At 44.3% G+C, this 18,525-nt stretch carries 17 protein-coding genes; 9 read left to right on the top strand and 8 right to left on the bottom strand.

Translation table 11 applies throughout. The features are described 5' to 3' along the window. Window positions 1–33: 33 nt before the first annotated feature. Both MINF_RS00200 and MINF_RS00195 read left to right on the top strand, forming a co-directional pair. Window positions 34–666, top strand: a complete 633-nt coding sequence (locus MINF_RS00200; RefSeq protein WP_012462390.1) for a superoxide dismutase — start codon at window positions 34–36, stop codon at window positions 664–666. 99 nt (window positions 667–765) lie between these two features. Next, on the top strand, window positions 766–1,566 hold the full coding sequence (locus MINF_RS00195) for a class I SAM-dependent methyltransferase (protein ID WP_148205062.1): 801 nt from the start codon (window positions 766–768) through the stop codon (window positions 1,564–1,566). Between the two features lie 198 nt (window positions 1,567–1,764). On the opposite strand, the gene MINF_RS00190 is transcribed toward MINF_RS00195, so the two are convergent. From MINF_RS00190 to MINF_RS00175, 4 genes are all read right to left on the bottom strand, one after another. After that, the gene (locus tag MINF_RS00190; RefSeq protein WP_048809976.1) at window positions 1,765–2,274 is read right to left on the bottom strand and encodes a general stress protein; all 510 of its coding nucleotides are present in this window, start codon (window positions 2,272–2,274) and stop codon (window positions 1,765–1,767) included. Between the two features lie 189 nt (window positions 2,275–2,463). After that, window positions 2,464–2,772 carry a hypothetical protein gene (locus MINF_RS00185; protein ID WP_238523497.1) on the bottom strand — a complete coding sequence of 103 codons (309 nt, stop codon included), beginning with the start codon at window positions 2,770–2,772 and terminating at the stop codon, window positions 2,464–2,466. Then, window positions 2,769–4,184: a cbb3-type cytochrome c oxidase subunit I gene (locus MINF_RS00180; protein ID WP_048809975.1), complete on the bottom strand. Its 1,416-nt coding sequence runs from the start codon at window positions 4,182–4,184 to the stop codon at window positions 2,769–2,771. Before MINF_RS00180 ends, MINF_RS00185 begins: the two co-directional genes overlap by 4 nt. Before the next feature lie 13 nt (window positions 4,185–4,197). Beyond that, window positions 4,198–4,872: a c-type cytochrome gene (locus tag MINF_RS00175; RefSeq protein WP_012462383.1), complete on the bottom strand. Its 675-nt coding sequence runs from the start codon at window positions 4,870–4,872 to the stop codon at window positions 4,198–4,200. A 281-nt stretch (window positions 4,873–5,153) separates the two neighbouring features. Between MINF_RS00175 and MINF_RS00170 the strand changes: the two genes are divergently transcribed. Next, window positions 5,154–5,660 (top strand): nucleoside deaminase, encoded by a 507-nt coding sequence (locus MINF_RS00170; protein WP_012462382.1) that lies wholly within the window; start codon window positions 5,154–5,156, stop codon window positions 5,658–5,660. Window positions 5,661–5,705: 45 nt separating this feature from the next. Here the strand turns inward: MINF_RS00170 and MINF_RS00165 are convergent, their stop codons facing one another. After that, window positions 5,706–5,915, bottom strand: a complete 210-nt coding sequence (locus tag MINF_RS00165; RefSeq protein WP_048809974.1) for a dodecin — start codon at window positions 5,913–5,915, stop codon at window positions 5,706–5,708. A 114-nt stretch (window positions 5,916–6,029) separates the two neighbouring features. On the opposite strand from MINF_RS00165, the gene priA reads away from it, so the two are divergent. The 6 genes from priA (at window position 6,030) to MINF_RS00140 (ending at window position 13,583) form a co-directional block, all read left to right on the top strand. Continuing rightward, window positions 6,030–8,330, top strand: coding sequence for a replication restart helicase PriA (priA, locus tag MINF_RS00160; RefSeq protein ID WP_238523496.1), 2,301 nt, complete (start codon window positions 6,030–6,032; stop codon window positions 8,328–8,330). A 191-nt stretch (window positions 8,331–8,521) separates the two neighbouring features. Continuing rightward, complete coding sequence (gene kdpF, locus MINF_RS11910; RefSeq protein ID WP_079200393.1) at window positions 8,522–8,602, top strand: K(+)-transporting ATPase subunit F; 81 nt, start codon at window positions 8,522–8,524, stop codon at window positions 8,600–8,602. A 13-nt stretch (window positions 8,603–8,615) separates the two neighbouring features. Continuing rightward, window positions 8,616–10,340 (top strand): potassium-transporting ATPase subunit KdpA, encoded by a 1,725-nt coding sequence (gene kdpA / locus MINF_RS00155; RefSeq protein ID WP_012462377.1) that lies wholly within the window; start codon window positions 8,616–8,618, stop codon window positions 10,338–10,340. Between the two features lie 3 nt (window positions 10,341–10,343). Beyond that, window positions 10,344–12,389, top strand: coding sequence for a potassium-transporting ATPase subunit KdpB (gene kdpB, locus MINF_RS00150; RefSeq protein WP_012462376.1), 2,046 nt, complete (start codon window positions 10,344–10,346; stop codon window positions 12,387–12,389). Between the two features lie 9 nt (window positions 12,390–12,398). Then, window positions 12,399–12,992 (top strand): K(+)-transporting ATPase subunit C, encoded by a 594-nt coding sequence (kdpC, locus tag MINF_RS00145; RefSeq protein ID WP_012462375.1) that lies wholly within the window; start codon window positions 12,399–12,401, stop codon window positions 12,990–12,992. A gap of 3 nt (window positions 12,993–12,995) precedes the next feature. Beyond that, window positions 12,996–13,583: a pyridoxamine 5'-phosphate oxidase family protein gene (locus MINF_RS00140; protein ID WP_012462374.1), complete on the top strand. Its 588-nt coding sequence runs from the start codon at window positions 12,996–12,998 to the stop codon at window positions 13,581–13,583. Here the strand turns inward: MINF_RS00140 and MINF_RS00135 are convergent. The 3 genes from MINF_RS00135 to MINF_RS00125 form a co-directional block, all read right to left on the bottom strand. Continuing rightward, a complete protein-coding gene (locus MINF_RS00135; protein ID WP_012462373.1) occupies window positions 13,549–16,050 on the bottom strand; it encodes an organic solvent tolerance protein in 2,502 nt (833 codons plus the stop codon). The genes MINF_RS00140 and MINF_RS00135 overlap by 35 nt on opposite strands. A gap of 85 nt (window positions 16,051–16,135) precedes the next feature. Then, a complete protein-coding gene (locus MINF_RS00130) occupies window positions 16,136–17,320 on the bottom strand; it encodes a DegT/DnrJ/EryC1/StrS family aminotransferase (protein WP_012462372.1) in 1,185 nt (394 codons plus the stop codon). Between the two features lie 96 nt (window positions 17,321–17,416). Continuing rightward, window positions 17,417–18,307, bottom strand: coding sequence for a sugar nucleotide-binding protein (locus MINF_RS00125; RefSeq protein ID WP_048809973.1), 891 nt, complete (start codon window positions 18,305–18,307; stop codon window positions 17,417–17,419). Window positions 18,308–18,525 lie beyond the last annotated feature (218 nt).

Raw genomic sequence — 18,525 nt, 5'->3', positions numbered from 1 at the left:
GGCAAAATTCCATTTTCTCAATATAATTGAGTAATGGCAGACCTGTTTTCCTTAAAAATTCTACCCGATAAATCCGAGCTATTCTTAAAAAAGTTTGAAAACGGCATCGGCAAAATATCCTCGAAATCCCTGGCCAATCACGTCAACTTGTATAAGAACCTATTGGAAGAAGCCAACAACTTGGCCAAAGAATGTAACGAGTACGTTGGCCGTTGGCTTTCTTCTCAACCCCTAGAGGAATCTCCAAAAAATGAGCTTGCCTTCTCGGGTATCGGACAATGGTATTCTCTCTACGGAAGGATAAAGAGCCATGAACTCTATTTTAGCGGCCTAAATAAAAACGGCAGTTGCGAAGGGAAAATCAAGGATCTTCTTGAATCCAACTTCAAGTCAATCGAAAATTTCAAGTTAGACCTGAAACTGAAAGCATTGCATACCTCCGGTTGGGTTTGGACGGTCTTGGATCACTCTACGGGAGAACTTTTCAACATTCCTTCCAACAGGGAAGATGCTTTTCCGTTTGCTGGCATGAATGCCCTGATTGCTTTAGATCTTGCCGAGCATGCTTACGAACCCGACTTTAATCAAGACAAAGAAGGGTACATCGAAGAATTTTTAAACGCGTTGGATTGGCAAGAAATAGAAAAGAATTTGCCCTTAATGTAAGGCCGCCCAATCCTTCGAATTTCTGATCCGCTTACCCATGGGAAAAGCCCTGACGCAACCGTTCATGCATAAAATTTGTTTATTTTTTTAGCCAAAAAAATGAAAGCAGTTTACCTGGATAAAGATACAAAAGAGCTAGCCCAAAGATACGATGAGTTAAGTTACTCTCAACTTGCCCATGGTATAAAAATGATTAATCTATTGGGCATCAAGCCAGCAGACCGGGTATTAGACATAGGTTGCGGTACCGGTAAGCTCGCTTTACACGTTTCAGAAATTGTAGGTCCAAGAGGCAGGGTTATAGGCATAGATCCCCTGGTCTGCCGGGTAGAAATCGCAAAAAAGAGGGCAAAAGCCAATCTCCTTTTTGAAGTCGGCAGTTCAGACGATCTTTACCGGTTTGCCGATAACTCTTTTGATTGTGTTTATCTCAATAGTGTTTTCCATTGGATTGAAAAAAAGGAAGAAACCCTCAAGGAGATAAAAAGAATCCTCAAAAAGGAGGGAAAGCTCGGTCTGACGACCGGAGATAAAAATCAGAATACTCCTATCCGCCTCATTATTGAAAAAGCCGTTATAAAAATCCTTGGTTATAAACCCGAAGAGGGGGTTTTTTCCCCTTTTTCTCTGGGAATCCAAGAAATACAAAGCCTCATTGAAAAGAGTGGCTTTTCCATAGATCTCTTCCAAGTAGACGAAGATTCCTTTTATTCTGATACAGCTGAACAGATCTTGGAATTTTTTGAGTCCAGTAGCTTTGGTAATTTTCTTTCTCAAATCCCCCAAGAACGTAAACCCCAAGTTGTCGAAGAAATAAAAAAAGAACTTGAAAAATTAAGAACTCCAAGAGGGATAGAAAGAAAACATAGGATAGTTACGGTCATCTGCAAAAAACTCTAAATCCTTATACGGTTTCCTTTCCTATCTTCCTATCTTTTGGAAATGGCCTAATCTTCCGCAAGAAAAATCCCTCTTCATCCCCGCTACAAGCCTCTCACCGGGCCTAGCTTTGGAATTTTTTTTGGAGCTGTCCACTTAGCTGGGCATCATCCAATTTAAAAGACTCTTTATTCCAAGAGCTCTATCGAGAAATAGGGACTAATGGGCCTGGATTTCTACGGGATGCGTTTCCTGCTCGAGAATTTTTTTTGCTCTTTCGATCTCTTCTGCACTTCCCCGAACCACAAGAAGATATTTTCCGGCCTTGAGATGCTCTTCAAATTTCAAGATGTGTTTTTTCTCGATTCCCAATCCGGACAAAAAACCCAGTGCAGCCCCGGCAATCCCTCCAGCCACCATTCCTTCAAGACCCCCAAGCAAAGCTGCGGAAAGAGGGCCTGCGACAATGAGGGGACCAAACCCAGGAACCCAAACAAAGGCAGCTCCCACAAGCACCCCAAAAAGGCCTCCTACCCATCCGCCAATCGAGGCCCCGGATTTAGCTATGTCACCAGCGGTCACGTAGCCGTGGACTTTCTTTTCACTCGAAAGATTCTGTGCTAAGATAGAAACATTGGCGATTGGAAAATGGGCTTGCTCAAGTCGTTTTACTGCATCTTCAGCCTCCTCTAGGGAGATGTATACAGCCGTCAAAGAAATTTCCGCCATGGAAAGATATTAAAACTTTAATAAATAAAAAAAATCTTTTTTTTATATTTTTGTCTTTTGCTTGGGCCGGAGCCCGATCGCTTGCCGTCCTTTTAGGAATCGCAACAGCAGGTATCCTTTTCCAGGTCTTTGCCTGGTTTAGTTGGTCAAATAGCCCTTCTGTCTAAGCTTATTGAGCCTAATCAAGGCTTACGGCAAGTCTTCTTTTTTCTCTTTTTGGTGAAGTTTCTGTACAACCCAGATCATCCCCCTAGGTATGATTAAATAGGCCAGGATAGAAACCGCTAAAAGAAGCTTCCAAAATAGGGTAAAAGTGGGACAAGCGACTAAAACAAAACCACTGAGCACCATTAAAAAGGCAAACAGAAAAGAAAGGAGTTCCAAGAAAAAAGACTTCCAAAATTTTCCTAGGGCATAAAAAAAAGCATATAAGCCCGCAGCAAGGGTAAACAAAAGTCCAGCCATAAGCATCGTAACTACAGCTTGGGGATTGATCATAAACAATGGGTATTCTCTTTATCTACGGGCTGTTTGCCAATGGTACAAAGATCGATGACAAGCATTAAATAACAAATAAAAAACATAATTCCAAAGCCAAAGCGCCAAGCCATGGCTTCTTTGACCCAGGGATGAAGCTGACCGTTAATATAGGCCTGCCAAGTCGACCCTCCAACGGCTCTTTCTATAAAGGTTTGAGCAAACCCGGCTACGGTTAAAGGGGCTGTGATCCCAAATATGGATAGAATGAATCCCACAAAGGTCCATCTCCAGAGCCGTCCATCAAGATTACCTCCTTTAGACAAGCGGATTTTCTGAAGGGCCGTATAAATCATAGCTATGTTTGTCGCCACATAGGCTCCAAAAAAGGCTAGGTGGCCGTGAGCCGCCGTAATTTGGGTTCCATGACTATAAAGGTTAATTTGGGGCAGGGTATGCATAAAGCCCCATACCCCGGCGCCCAGGAAATTCCCAAAGGACTGAAAGACTATCCAAAAGAAAGCAGGCTTATTGGTGGTTGTTAGCCTATGCATGCCTGCATCATAAACGGCATGGACAACCATTGCTACCAGGGGTAGGGGTTCCAAGGCGGAAAAAAATCCCCCGATACCCAGCCAATACTCGGGGGCTCCAATCCAAAAATAATGATGCCCAAGGCCCAAGATCCCCGTTCCGAAAACGAGGAATACCTCTAAGTAAAGCCATCCTTCCAGGATTTTCCTCGGCGTATCTAAAACCGCCATAAGCACCCAGGCCACAAGAACACCGACAAGAACCTCCCATGTTGCTTCCACCCATAGGTGAACTACCCACCACCACCAGAATTGATCCACCGAGATGTTGGGCGTAAAAAACATCCCTGCAATGTAAAATCCAATGATGGCCAACAAATCCAGGGTTAAAACCCAAAGAATCCCCTTGAGTTTTTGAGCCTTCCAAATCGTGGCTAAAACATTGAAAAAGATTATCGAAAAAACGGCCACAATCCCTATATCAGCCCATCTCGGCGCTTCAATGTATTCTCTTCCCTCGGTAATAAACCAAAGCGTAACCCAATCCGCTTTTCCTATTTGTACCAAGAGGAAAACGCCGACCACAATCCCCACGGCGACGGCAATCAAAACAAACGCCATTTTTCCTAAAAATAGGCCCACTATCTCCCTTTGCGTTTCCAAGGGCAAAAACCAGTAGATTCCACCGATAAACCCGAAAAGGAGCCAAAGGATCATGGCATTGAGATGCAAGAGCCGGCCAACAGAAAAATTGAAAATCTTGTGCAGGAATTCAGGCTGAAGGTATTGATAGGAGATGATGAGCCCAAAGATTAGCTGAAAGCCAAAAAGAACGACAGCCAAAGCCCAGTACCAAAGGGCTAATTTTTGAGATTCATAAAGAATGCCTGGATTTTTCATCGATAGCAAAAGATCAATAAGCTAAAGCGGATTGACCAAAATGATCGGGGAAGCCGTTTGTATCTATAGCCGACATGAACTTGAGGTATCCGACAATCGCTCTTGCTTCTTGATCATCGATTTTCAAATTGGGCATCCTCCTTTGCCAGGTCGCATAATACTCCGGATTTTGAAGCCATTTGGATATCGCTTCTTCTTTTGTTTCTGCACCAACCATTGGTTTGATCATCGTATCCCACTTGGGATCGAGCCAGGATTTTGTTAGATCAGGAGCAAAATAAGCCCCGTTGCCCAAAAGAGTATGGCAATCCATGCAATTTCGACTCTGGATCGCCAATTTCCCCTTGGTAATCAGTTGAAAAGCTTCCTTTTCGGACCATTTCTTACCAAAAAACAGCTCCTCTTCACCTATGGTAGGAACAAACATTTTCCTATCGGGATCATAGCTATAGCCAACCCGGTGGTTAATCACCGTTGGCGAAGGCACTCTTTTCGATCCAAACGACATTTTTTTCAAGCTGTCAAAAGTCAATAACCAAAGGACGCTGAACATGACCAGGGAGCCGACAAGAGCAAAAACAGCCCAAAAGCCGGGATCAAGCCAATTTTTCCCTCGGACAAATAGAGCCGAAACAACAATGGTCAGGACAATGGAAAAAAGGGTGATTTCTAGCCATCCCAATTGCATCTAAAAGGAGTTTAACAAGAAAAAGGTTAAAAAAAAAATCCGGGATATTCCCGTAGTTTGGGTAAGGGGAAAAAAAACACCGAAAGCGGTTGGAGAAAAGAAAATCGATCCCCTGTAATGGGTGGCAGACTTTACCTTATTTTTTAATTCTCAAGAACAGCCCACCGGGCTTATCGATCCGGAAAAAGGTTGAGAAGAAAAAAATATCGATCTTTAATATTCTCTTTCTACAGGGATTATACCTTGGGGTTTGTCCTTAAAACAATTAAACTATTCTTGGTATGGCAACCTTGGATGCTTCCATTCCGGAGGACAATGAAAAACATAACTACTGGTTGAGACTTGCTTTAAAACTAGCCCAATACGGCTCGGAACAAGGAGAAGGAGGACCTTTCGGAGCCGTAGTGGTTTTGCAGGAGGAAGCCATAGGACTTGCTCATAATGAAGTGTTATCCCGTCTCGACCCGACAGCCCATGCAGAAATTCTTGCCATTCAAAGAGCAGCCAAAAAAATTTCCCACTTTGATCTGGAGGGATCGATTATTTATACAAGCTGCGAACCTTGCCCGATGTGTCTTTCTGCAATATACTGGGCGGGGATAAGCAAAGTTTATTACGCTTGCGGCAAGGAAGATGTTCAAGGCATCGGTTTTCGAGACGCTTTCCTTTACGAAGAACTGGGCAAGCCCGTTTGCCAAAGAAAAATCCAGGCTATCCAGCTTTTGAGAGAGGAAGGAATCGCTATCCTCCAAAACTGGGAAAAATCCCCTTTGAAAATTCTTTACTAAATGAACCCGGTTGGCTTCCCCATATTAAAGCAAGGGAATCTATCGTCAGTCTTCCAATCTAAAACCAATTCTTACTTCAACTTGGAATACGGGCTTGCCCTCTTTAATTGATCCCCTGATTTCATTCACCTCAAACCAATCCAGGTTGCGGAGGGTTTTCCCCGCCCTTTCAATAGCATTACGCACCGCTTGCTGAATACTCTCATCGGAAATGCCGACCACATGGACGATCTTGTATATCTTATCTGTTGTCATATCTGTTTTAATGATCCCATAAAATTAAGGATTAAAAAAGAAGATTTCTCTTTGTCCTTTATCCTTTTTTCCAAAGATTTCTTTGTATGCCTTTCTTTCTTTTGTTTATTTTAAATGGCCTTTATCATGGAACAGGGATTTTTTTTTCCTCCTCCCTCCTCGCCCGATCTCCACGTGGCTCGAGTTTTATTGGACAACAAAAGGGACTTTTTGCTCGATTATTGTATCCCCGAAGAACTGGAAAAAGAGATTGTCCTTGGATCTTATGTTCGCGTCCCCTTAAAAAAGGGATTTAGTCGAGGAATAGTCGTTGATATCCTTGAAAAACAAAAATCCGAACGCCTTAAACCCATTCTGCGGCTTGAAAATCAGCAATTAACGGTTCCTCCAAACATACTTAAACTCTGCCGGTGGATAGCTAATTATTATTGCGCGCCACTTCTCTCCGCTCTACAAGCCGCACTTCCCCAGTCGGTAAGATCGGCTGTCAAACCCAAGCAAGATCTTTTGCTATCCCTGGCCCCCGACCTTGATCTCCTCCTTTTTCAAAACAAGCATAAAAGGGCAAAGAAAGAAAAGGAAGCCTTAGCTTATCTTCAAAAATTCCATCCTGTTCGACTCTCGGAGCTCCCTCAAAAGACAGGAATCCCCAGGAGAACCTGGAATAAACTTTTAGAAAAAGGACTGCTCAGGGCGGTTTTAACGGAGAAAAAAAAGGCCTCCTCCCCTCCCATTTTCCCATGTTATACTCCACCTCAAAACCTGACCGAAGAACAAAGAAAAGCCCTTGATTTCATTGGGCAACAACTAGAGGATCCCAAGCCAAAGCCCATTCTTCTTTTCGGAGTTACCGGCAGCGGCAAGACTGAAGTTTACCTGCATGCGATGGCAAGATGCTTGACTCAAAAAAAACAGGTCCTTTTCCTCGTTCCCGAAATCGCCCTGACTCCCCAGCTTCTAGAACGAATCCATGCCCGATTTGCCTCTAGCTATACTCTTGGCTGTTGGCACAGTCGAATTTCTCGTGGAGAAAAGGCCCACCTTTGGAATCAAGTTCTTGCTAATCAAATCGATATTCTCATTGGAACAAGATCGGCCATTTTCGCTCCCTTCCGCTCCCTTGGCTTAATTATCGTTGATGAAGAACACGAAAGTTCTTTCAAACAAGAAGAGAGTCCCAGGTATCACGGAAGAGACGTAGCCGTCATGCGTGGTCGGCTAGAGGGAAGTCTTGTTCTTTTAGGTTCAGCAACCCCTTCGCTGGAATCTTATTACAATGCCCTCAATGCCAAGTATAACTTGGTCGAGCTTAAAAAGAGGGTAGAAGAAAGAAAACTGCCCCTGGTGAGTATCATCGACCTAAGAAAACAAAAACAGCGGGCTTCTAAAACCGAAACCCAAAAACCTTTATCGAATACAGAAGAATTAATCTCCAGGGAACTTAAGGAAGCGATTGAAAAAAGGTTGGACAAAAAAGAGCAAGTTATTCTCTACATTAATCATCGGGGATATTCTTCCTCCCTTCAATGTTCTAGCTGTGGATATGTATTGCCTTGTCCAAACTGTTCGATTTCCTTGAGTTATCATAAAATTCCCGGGGTTTTAAACTGCCATCTCTGCAATTACAGCTCTTCTTTTCCTTCGTTTTGTCCCGTTTGCAAGGCCGGAAAATTTAAGTTTCTTGGAAGTGGTACTGAAAAAGTCGAGGAATCCATACGAAAATTGTTCCCTGCGGCAAGAATTCTCAGGATGGATTCGGATACAATAAGGAAAAAGGGAGATTTAGAGCAGGCCCTGAGAGCATTCAGCCAGCATGATTATGATATCCTTGTAGGCACCCAGATGGTCGCCAAGGGCCTGGATTTTCCCCATGTCAGCTTAGTCGGCATTGTTTCTATCGACAGCCTCCTTCACCTTCCTGATTTCCGAGCCTCGGAAAAAAGCTTTCAACAACTCCTTCAAGTTTCAGGTCGATCCGGAAGAGGAAGCATCGAGGGAGAGGTTTATATACAGACACGAACTCCCTATCATCCCGCTATTCAATTTGCAAGACATCATGATTATCTCGGCTTTGCCGAGCAAGAATTGGAATTTAGGAAAAGCCTTTCCTATCCTCCTTTCTATAGGGCGATCATGATCCGCTTTGTCGGTAATCCAGAAGAAAAAGTAAAATACTTAGCCCAGGTTTTAACCAGGGAAATCAAGGAAAAGATTGAAGATGATACAACCCTTGTTGGAACCCCCTCTCCAGCACCGATCGTCAAGGTCAAAAGCCAATATCATTACCAGTTGTTCATTCGCTCCTTGAAGGTCTTGGAAGCCAGTCAAAAACTAAGGGAAATTCTTTTAGACAGAAAGGAAACATTAGGTATTACCCTTAGAATAGACATCGATCCCCAAGACCTTCTCAAATGACTTTCATTTTTATACAATTTTTATATCTTCTCCAAATCTTTTAACTCCTCAACAAGACAAAAATAACTACTATTAGCTTATGAGCGATTTCCTTATGCTATGTTTCTTTGTTATGCTTTTTTTAATTAGCCTATTCTATTGTATGGGATGCGAAAAAATATAAAGAATGTTGTAAGGTTCGCTCTTCACCTATGCTTGTTTTTCTGCTTTGCCTTTCGATCTGTCTTCTCATTTACTTGTTGGCCGTAATCCTATGGCCTGAGAAATTTTAGAGCCCATTACAACATGAATACTTCTCCAGGGATAGAACTTGGATTGTTCATCGCCTTGCTTGCGGTATTAAACATACCTCTTGGAACTCACCTTTATAAAGTTCTCGATAAAGAGGGCAAAACGGTTTTCGATCCAATCTTAAAACCCTTGGAAAACTTGACTTACAAGCTCTGTTCCATCGACAGATCAAAAGAGCAAAGTTGGATTGAATATGCCGTTGGCCTTCTCTGCTTTAATTTTGTCGGCATTCTGGTGAGCTATCTTATTCTTAGATTACAGTCTATACTTCCCCTAAACCCCGAAAAAATCGGACCGATGGCTCCCCATATAGCCTTCAATACCGCTATCAGTTTTGCAACTAACACCAACTGGCAATCTTACGTCCCGGAAAAGCAAGTTTCTTACTTTGCCCAAATGTTTGGCCTTGCCGTGCCCAACTTCACTTCGGCTGCAACCGGGATTGCCGCCGCAGCCGCATTGGTAAGAGGCATTGTACGAACCGAGATGAAAACTGTAGGGAACTGCTGGGTGGATCTTATCCGGATCCACTATTATCTGCTCCTGCCCCTATCTCTTTTTATAGCGATCATTCTCCTTTCTCAAGGAGTTCCTCAAAATTTCAATGCCTATGTTTCCTATATTCCCCTTGAGCTAAAAAGTTCTTTGGCAAACTTACCCGTTAAACTTCCACAAGGACCTATCGCTTCCCAAGAAGCCATTAAGCTCCTTGGAACCAACGGGGGAGGATTCTTAAACGCCAATTCCGCTCACCCTTACGAAAATCCTACCCCGCTTTCTAATTTTGTAGAAATGCTTTCCATTTTCCTCATTCCCAGTGCGCTCACTTACTACTTTGGCCTGAGCTGCAAAAAACTGGGTCATGGGTGGTCTATCTGGCTGACAATGACCTTCTGTTTTCTCATCCTGACCCTAAGTTGCTTTATCTTTGAACAGGCGGGGAACCCCCTTTTTAGCAGCCTCGGTATTAAAAACCAGCTCAACATGGAAGGCAAAGAAATGCGTTTTGGAATATTCGATTCGAGCTTTTTTGCCTCCGTGACCACACTGGCTTCCTGCGGGGCCGTAAATTCCCTGCATGATTCCTTTCAACCCCTTGCAGGGATGATCCCTTTATTCAACATGGGGCTTGGAGAACTGATCTTCGGAGGAGTCGGTTCCGGTTTATACGGCATTCTTCTTTTTGTCATTCTCTCGGTATTTCTCTTTGGCCTTATGATCGGCCGCACACCGGGGTACTTGGGGAAAAGGATCGGAAGCTACGAGATCAAGATGGCGGTTTTGGCTCTTATGATCCAGTATGTCCTCATCCTTGGGTTATCCGCCTTGGCTTTGAATTCTTCGTGGGGGACTGCGGCACTGGGCAATAAAGGGCCTCATGGCCTGACCGAGGTCCTTTACGCCTTTACCTCAACCACGGAAAACAACGGAAGTGCTTTCGGAGGTTTGAATGCGACTTCAAAGCCCTTTGCCCTTCTCCTTGGTGTAGCCATGTTTTTGGGAAGATACTTTGTTCTTATTCCCATTCTTGCTATAGCCGGTTCCCTTGCCAACCAGAAACGCTACGCCAGTCAAACGGTTTTCCCTACAGGAGGGTGGCTGTTTATTTTCGTTCTTGGCGCAACGATTTTTCTTCTGGCTGCCCTCAACTTCTTTCCCGCCCTTACCGTTGGTCCTATTCTGGAACATTTTATGATCGGGATGGGGAAATCCTTTTAAAAGATGAAAACTTTAAAGTCTCCTTCTTTCTGGAATTATTCCCTTATTCTTGAGGCTATCAAAGATGCTTTTTTTAAACTCAATCCTCTTAGCCTTTGGAAAAACCCGGTCATTTTCGTAACCGAAATCGGGGCCTTGGTGACCACGATTGAAATTCCCCGTTCCTCCGAACCTCTCCTTTTTACTTCCCAGATCTGTCTCTGGTTATGGTTTACCGTTTTGTTTGCCAATTTTGCCGAGGCGATAGCCGAAAGTCGAGGGAAAGCCCAAGCAGAGAGTTTAAAAAAGAGTAGGACGATCACGGTCGCCAAAAAGCTCGTTAATGGAAAAGAAGAAATGGTCAATGCCCAAGAGCTAAAAAAAGGTGACATCGTCGTTTGCGTGGCCGGAGATACGATCCCTTCGGATGGCGAAGTGATAGAAGGGGCTGCAACGGTAGATGAATCAGCCATAACCGGGGAGTCTGCACCTGTAATCCGAGAAAGCGGTGGAGATAGAAGTGCGGTTACAGGGGGCACAAGGGTAATCAGCGATCGGATTGTCATAAGAATTACTTCTGAGCCGGGAAACACTTTCCTGGACCGGATGATCGATATGGTTGAAGGGGCAAAAAGACAAAAAACCCCTAACGAAATTGCTTTGACCATACTCTTGGCTTCTCTAACCTTTATCTTCTTATTGGTTGTCCTTACTCTTGTTCCCTTTTTAAAATATTCCCATCTTCCCGTATCGATTCCCATCTTATCGAGCCTGATGGTTTGCCTGATCCCTACAACTATCGGGGGATTGCTCAGTGCTATCGGTATTGCAGGGATCGATAGGCTGGTCCAGCATAACGTCATAGCTACCAGCGGCCGAGCGGTGGAAGCCGCCGGCGATATCGATGTGCTTCTGCTTGATAAAACGGGCACGATTACCCTTGGCAACCGCATGGCTACCCAATTTATACCTGCGCCGGGCATAGATCATTTTAGGCTTGTCGATGCTGCACAACTGGCCAGCCTTGCCGATGAAACTCCCGAAGGAAGATCGATTGTTATCTTGGCGAAAGAAAAACATGGATTAAGAGGCAGGGAAGTGCTCGACAACCGCGCCAAGTTCATTCCTTTCTCCGCCAAAACCCGTATGAGTGGTGTCGATTTTTATTCTGCCGACGGCTCCTGTTGCGAAAGAAAAATACGCAAAGGGGCAATGGATGCCATTGAAGAATATTTGCAGGAGACAGGGGGCACATTCCCCCAGCCGGTAAAAGAAATTGTCGCAACAGTAGCCAAAACCGGGGGAACTCCTCTAGTCGTCGTTGAAGGCAAAGAGGTACTTGGGGTCATTGAGCTTAAGGACATCGTCAAAGGAGGAATCCGGGAGCGTTTTGCAAGGCTCAGGAAAATGGGCATTAAAACCATCATGATCACGGGTGATAACCCCCTGACGGCAGCGGCTATAGCAGCAGAAGCGGGGGTAGACGATTTCATGGCCCAAGTCACTCCTGAACAAAAGCTTAAAAGGATCAGGCAAGAACAAGCCCAAGGCCATCTTGTTGCCATGGCCGGGGATGGGACAAATGATGCTCCCGCTTTAGCCCAAGCCGATGTGGGAGTGGCCATGAACACAGGAACTCAAGCGGCAAGAGAGGCGGGAAACATGGTTGATCTCGATAGCAATCCGACGAAACTCATAGAAATTGTTGAAATCGGCAAACAACTTCTCATCACCCGGGGAGCATTAACCACTTTTAGCATCGCCAATGACGTGGCTAAATATTTTGCCATCATTCCTGCCATGCTCATCTCCACCTTTCCTGAAATCTCTCCCCTTAACATTATGCACCTGCGTACTCCCGAAAGCGCCATTCTCAGTGCCGTTATATTTAATGCTCTTATCATTGTTTCACTCATCCCCATTGCCCTGAAAGGCGTCAAACTAAAAACGATTTCATCCGAGGCACTCTTGATCAAAAATATTTTAATTTATGGACTTGGGGGGATCATCGCCCCCTTTATCGGGATAAAAATCATCGACGAGTTGTTATTTTTTCTCCATCTTGCCTAGCTTCTTGCCATGAAAATATTTTCTTTGTTGATCCTTTCTTTAAAAATCACCTTCTTGTTAACCCTTCTCCTTGGCGGGCTCTATCCTCTTGCTGTTTTTATCGTTGGGAAAATTTTTTTCCCTTACCAATCTGAAGGAAGCTTGATTAAAGATGCAACGGGAAATGTAATCGGTTCGGCCTTGATAGGCCAGAAATTCGACTCCCCCTGGTATTTTCATTCCAGGCCTTCAGCTTCAGACTATGATGGCTTGAGTTCTGGAGGCTCAAATCTCGCTCCCTCTTCCTTAGCCTTGATCGATACCCTAAGAGAAAGGACGCTAAGATATAGAAAGGAAAACGCCCTTTCTCCCACAACCCCTGTTCCTTCCGATGCGGTCTGTGCATCGGCAAGTGGTTTAGACCCTCATATCAGCTTTGAAAACGGCCTTCTTCAAGTTCCCCGAGTCGCCCACGAAAGGAAAGCAGATCCAAAGTCCATCGAAGAGCTGCTGCGCAAACATACGGAGGCTCCCACTTGGGGGATACTGGGTGAACGGGTGGTGAATGTGCTCCTGCTCAATCTTGAACTCGACAAACGCTATCCAAAAAAGATAGGTTATTAAACCATGGGAAAAAGCTACAAGGAAATTACTCCTGAACTGAAAGATTTTATACTCGGTCAAAAAATTTTTTTTGTGGCCACGGCTACCTCTTCCAGTCGAATTAATATTTCTCCAAAAGGTCTGGATACCCTGCGCATTTTGAGCCCTCAAAAGCTCCTCTGGCTCAACCTGACCGGAAGTGGGAATGAGACCGCTGCCCATCTTCAAGTCGATGGGCGCATAACTCTGATGTTTTGTTCTTTCGAAGGGGCTCCCCTGATTTTGAGGCTTTATGGAAAAGGCAAAGCGATCCATCCATGGGAAAAAAGGTGGGAAGAATTGATCGGCCGTTTCCCTTCGCTTCCCGGTTCAAGGCAGATTATCGAAATGTCCGTCGATTTGGTGAGCACTTCCTGTGGATTTGGCGTTCCTTTATTTCAATTCATGGGAAACAGAGAAGAGCTTATCCGCTGGTCAAATAAGAAAGGAGAAAAGGGCATACGAAAATACTGGCTGGAAAAAAACGCCAAGAGTATTGACGGCCTTCCCACGGAATTTTCACAACCTCCAGAATCTCTCACATGCCATTTCCCCAACCATAGTCAACCTTGAGCGATGGGAATGCCTTTAAGGTAAAAGCGATGTAATACATTTGCATCGATGGACTACCCGGAAACATGATGTTTTGGAAATTAAAAGAAAATACCCAGTCTTGGAGATCTCTATAAATGGTAAAATTTTCAAAGGGTATGTAACTTCCTGTTCCTTGATAAGTAATCATCCCCATGACCTGCCAATCCTTGTTTATCCTCCAAAAATCAGAAACGAAAACGGTGTTCTGCAATCCAATAAAGGCCTGTGAATAAGCGGTGAGTATCGATCCATTCAAGTTGGGTACCCCATTAACAAGGGCAGGAAATGTACCCGTCAACGGAATGGGGAGAAAGCTAACCGGTACCTGCACGTTATCCAAATAGGAATAACCAAAAGTAAGGTCGTTGGCTCGATGAAACTGGTAAGTGATGGCGGTAGTCCAGTTGGTGTATCCTAGATCACATGTCGGCAACGCAATATCAGAATGCAAGTTTATCCAAGGAACCGGGTTAAAATCGACCACCCCATAGACCTCGTCTACGGTGTCGCTCATGGGAATTAAAAGCTGGTTGTATTTTCTATCCCAGTTGGCATCCACAAACACCGTAAAATCCGCAAGGTTATATGTGCTCCCATCCCTCTTGGTTTGAATCCTCTGCCGGATTCCCGTCCTTAAGTAAGTCATTCCAAAAAGGGAGTCGATCGAAGGATAATTCATAAGGTTGATCACGGGAGGAGTAATCGTGGGCATGAAGTTATCGAAACCTAAAACTTGATACGGATTATCATAGGGATTGGGGATATACTGAAAATTCATAAAGGGTTGAATGACATGCCTTATTCCATGGATCCCCAAGGCAGACAGCTCGACGTCTTCCCAAACTTTAGAAAGTTTGAATGAACTTTCAAGACCGGCTACAAAAAGAGCCCTGCTAAAATCTAACCGACTGGCGGTTGGAACCATGCTTAAGACATTCTGGTCACTCCAATATGTCCCTTCAAATCCAATACGGGGCGTAACCGAAAGCCAATGAAAATATTCTTTAGGATAGCTCAGTTCTTGGTAGGTATCCCACCGATATCCCCCATAATTGCTCAGGTAGTAGGGTGCAGGCAAGGAAAGAAGCTGCTGAGGGCTCAGGGTTTGGGTCCTGGCCAAAGGAAAAACAAAACGGTTGAGAGGTTGCCATGGATAAAAAAGGCCGAAGATATTGCCCGGGGTAAAGTTAAGATTCGAAAATTGCTCTTCGAAATTCACCACGCTATACCGGGATTGGTAGGCAATAGGGGTATTGAAAATCCGGGTGCGGTTGGTCATGATGGAAAGCTCGGGGAGGCGGTTTATAGAATTGAAAAAGGGCATCAAGTTATCTCTTACTAAAAGATCGGCACTAAAATTAGGATTGTAATAATTCAGCCAAGCCATGTTGTCAGGCTGCCGGTTATACATGTAAGTATTCCAAAGAAAGTCCTCCATGATATAGGGATCCGTCCAGTAATTGATATCCGTAGAAAGAGTAAATTCCTGGGTCAAAGGCATTTTCATGGCCAAATTAAACATTCCTCGGTTAGGACCCACGTCAAATCGAGGAAGGGAGGTGGGATTAAGCTGGTAGTCAAGATCGTTGGCATAATAAGTCCTTAGGAAACCTGTCCCTCCCTCACTGGGAATAAACTTAAGGATCGCCCCTACTCCAGGGCCTCTCAAGGATCTATAATCCAGTTGAAAGGTAGCTGCTGCTTTTTCACTAAACTTGTAGTTGTAAGTAAAAGTCACAAACCATCCCCAATAAGACCTTTCTCCGGGAATGATGTTATAAGTACTTTCCTCGCTGTTTAAAGGCTGGCTGATAATGGGAAGCCAAAGAACGGGAATTTTGCCCATGTATACCGTCACATTTTTCATGACGATCTTATCGTTGGCATAAATATCAATGGTTTTAGCTTTAGTTTGAAGATAAGGATGCTCCCTGTTCTCCACGGTAAACATACCGTTTTCAACATGGTAATGATCTTCTTCCGGAGTGGTTAATGTCTGCCCGGAGGATAAAAGAGGAGTATCGAAAAGCGACCAGTTTTGAGCCGTGATCGCTTTAGTATCCAGGTTATAGACGATGTGGGAAGCTCGAAAGACTCTCTTTTCGGTGTATACTCTTGCATTACCATCGGCTATGACTTCTCTTTTTAGCGAATCGTAGCTTATCTGGTCGGCATAAATATCCGTCTCTCCATAATGGGCAACCGCATTACCTCTTGCTACTGCGATATTTCCGACAAAATGCGTTTCTTCTGCGGTAATTTCCACGGGAATCTGTCCCGGGGGAACTTTTTGTTCCTCTTCGGTTGTCTCTTCTTGGGCGAACAGTTGCAAGGAAAAGGTAATAAAAGCATAGAGCAGGACTAGAACAATCCCTGCTTTCTTTGCGCAACCGGCTGCAAAAGGAGTGTTTTGGAAAAGCATGCGATCAAGAGGGGTATCCGACACGAAATAAAGGATAACGATAAAAGAAAGTTGTTGACAAGATCAAATATTTTAAAAGGACAATAAGGCTATTTTTTCGGTACCGAGATTAGCAAGACCGGCCAAAAAATTGACAAACCCCCTTCACTACTCTTTCTAATTCTTCTTCTAGAATCCCCGGGAAAATGGGCAGGGCTAAAACTTCCTGGGAAAGTTTTTCGGCAATAGGGAAATCTCCCTTTTGATAACCAAGGGAAGAAAAACAAGGCTGAAGGTGCAGGGGCAATGGATAATAGATTTCGGTCTGTATACCCTGATCTTTAAGATAATCTCTCAGCTTATCCCTGTCTTTCTTTACCCTGATCACGTACTGATTGAAGCTGTGTCTGCCCCGGACGGTTTGGGGCAGATAGAGAGGATAACAGCCGTCTTTTTCCAGGTTGTTCATTTCCCAGCGTTGATCAGCCTGGCAAAGGCAAGGATCAGGACACGGAATAGCAAGGCCCGACGAAAGGAAAGCCTGTTCATAATATTGGGCATTTTTAGTTCTTTCTTCGATCAGCTTATCCACGGCATTCAACCGAACATCGAGAAAAGCCGCTTGTAATTCGTCCATGCGAAAGTTACCCCCAATTAATTCGTGGGAATATTTCACTTTAAAGGAACCATGAACTCTCAAGGCCCTGATCGTCCGAGCTATTTCATCTGAGGCTGTAACTACAAGCCCCGCTTCCCCAAGGGCAGCCAAATTTTTCGTAGGGAAAAATGAAAAACAGCCCACATCCCCTACTGCTCCCGCTTTTTTATTTCCCAGAGATGCCCCAAAAGCTTGAGCGCTGTCTTCGATAATAAAAATATTATTTTTTTCTTTAATTGTTTTAAAACCGGCCATCTCCGCACATTGTCCAAAAAGATGAACGGGGATGATTCCCCTGGTATTCGAATCGATTCTTGACTGGGCTTCAAAAGGAGAAAGTTGAAAGCACCGAGGACAGACATCGGCAAAGGCCGGTTGAGCTCCAATGCGTGCAATGGAACCTGCCGTAGCAAAAAAGGTAAATGTCGGACATAGGACTTTGTCCCCGGGTCCTATTCCCAATGCCAACAAAGCAAGAAGGATAGCATCGCTTCCGGAGGAAACCCCGATACAATGTTTAATATCGAGATAACGGCTGACCGAATCTTCAAAGTTTTTTACCTCCCCGCTAAGGATATACCTGCCGCTTTCAAGCACTCGGCAAAATGCTTCCTCCAAGCTTTTTTTTTCAAAAGCCGAAATCCTTTTCAGATCCATGAAAGGAACTGCTAAGTTCTTTTTCTTTTCCACTTGTATCCTCCAACAGGCAAATCAAACAAAAGCAAACTTGGCTTTTTTGGACGTCTTTTGATCTTATTGCCACTTGCCGAGATCTTCTTCCAAGGCTTCTTCGACATGCCGGATAAAAATGCCCATGTTCAAGATCTTCGAGTTGTCGAGAACACAGTTTGATCTTGGGGCTTTAACCTGTTTTAAAAATTCTTTTTCGTTTTCAAAAAAAAGAAACTTCTTCCCCTTTTCTTTAAGCTTGGTTCCAAGAGGAGAACGGAGTATTTTTTCCACGATCTGCCTTGTCGTGACCGACCCCGTGTTGGTGATGTGATAAATACCAAAAGGCAGCTTTTTTTCCCAACACTCGAAAGCGGCTCTTGCAAATTCCTCGACTTCTGACAGGGAGTTGCGCATGTCAATGAGCCGTTGATAATAGAGGAGCTTCGAGATATAGTTTTTAGGGTGATCTTGCCAGTGGAAAGGCATGCGCAGTCTCCATATATAACAGCGGCTGTCCGCTAAGAGTTCTTCGCCGAGCGCCTTACAGCCGCTGTAGAAACTACATCTTGAGGTCCTGAAGGAAAAATTGGGAGGATCATCCTCCTGAAATCCAATCCTTGAACCATCCGGGTTCATCCCCTTGTCCCCTTGGTATAAACAACCCGATGACACGTGACCAAACACGATGCCTTTTTTTGCACAAACTTTCGCAAGGATCCCAGGAATGATGACATTTCCTAAAAGGCAATCGACTTTATTTTCTTCACAAGCATCTACGTTGGGTTTTCCTGTATAACCGGCGGCATTAATGACAAATTCAACGGCTATCCGATCAAAAAAATCGCTTAGCTGTTTTTCATTAAGCAGGTCTATTTCCTTGTGGGAAGGGGCAATGAAATCCCTGTTTTTTGATTGGAGAAGTTTTTTAAAGAAACCTCCGACATATCCCGTTGATCCGAACAATACGATCATTTTTTATAACATTCCCTGTTCCGTTCTTCCAGGCTTATTCATTGCTACTCGGGCAGGAAAAAAGCTCACTTCCTGTTTGGCCGGCGACGATGTGGCAGCCATGGTCTTAAGACCCTGGGCCCGGGCCTCCCTTTCCACAAGCTATCCCCTGACCCCCAAGGCCTATATTGGCCAAGTATGCACAGAAGAGCATAAAGGCGCAAGCAGTTTTTCAACAG

Origin of the sequence: Methylacidiphilum infernorum V4 (genome assembly GCF_000019665.1) — a bacterium.
Classification (GTDB): domain Bacteria; phylum Verrucomicrobiota; class Verrucomicrobiia; order Methylacidiphilales; family Methylacidiphilaceae; genus Methylacidiphilum; species Methylacidiphilum infernorum.
This window is presented reverse-complemented; position numbering and strand designations above follow the sequence as displayed.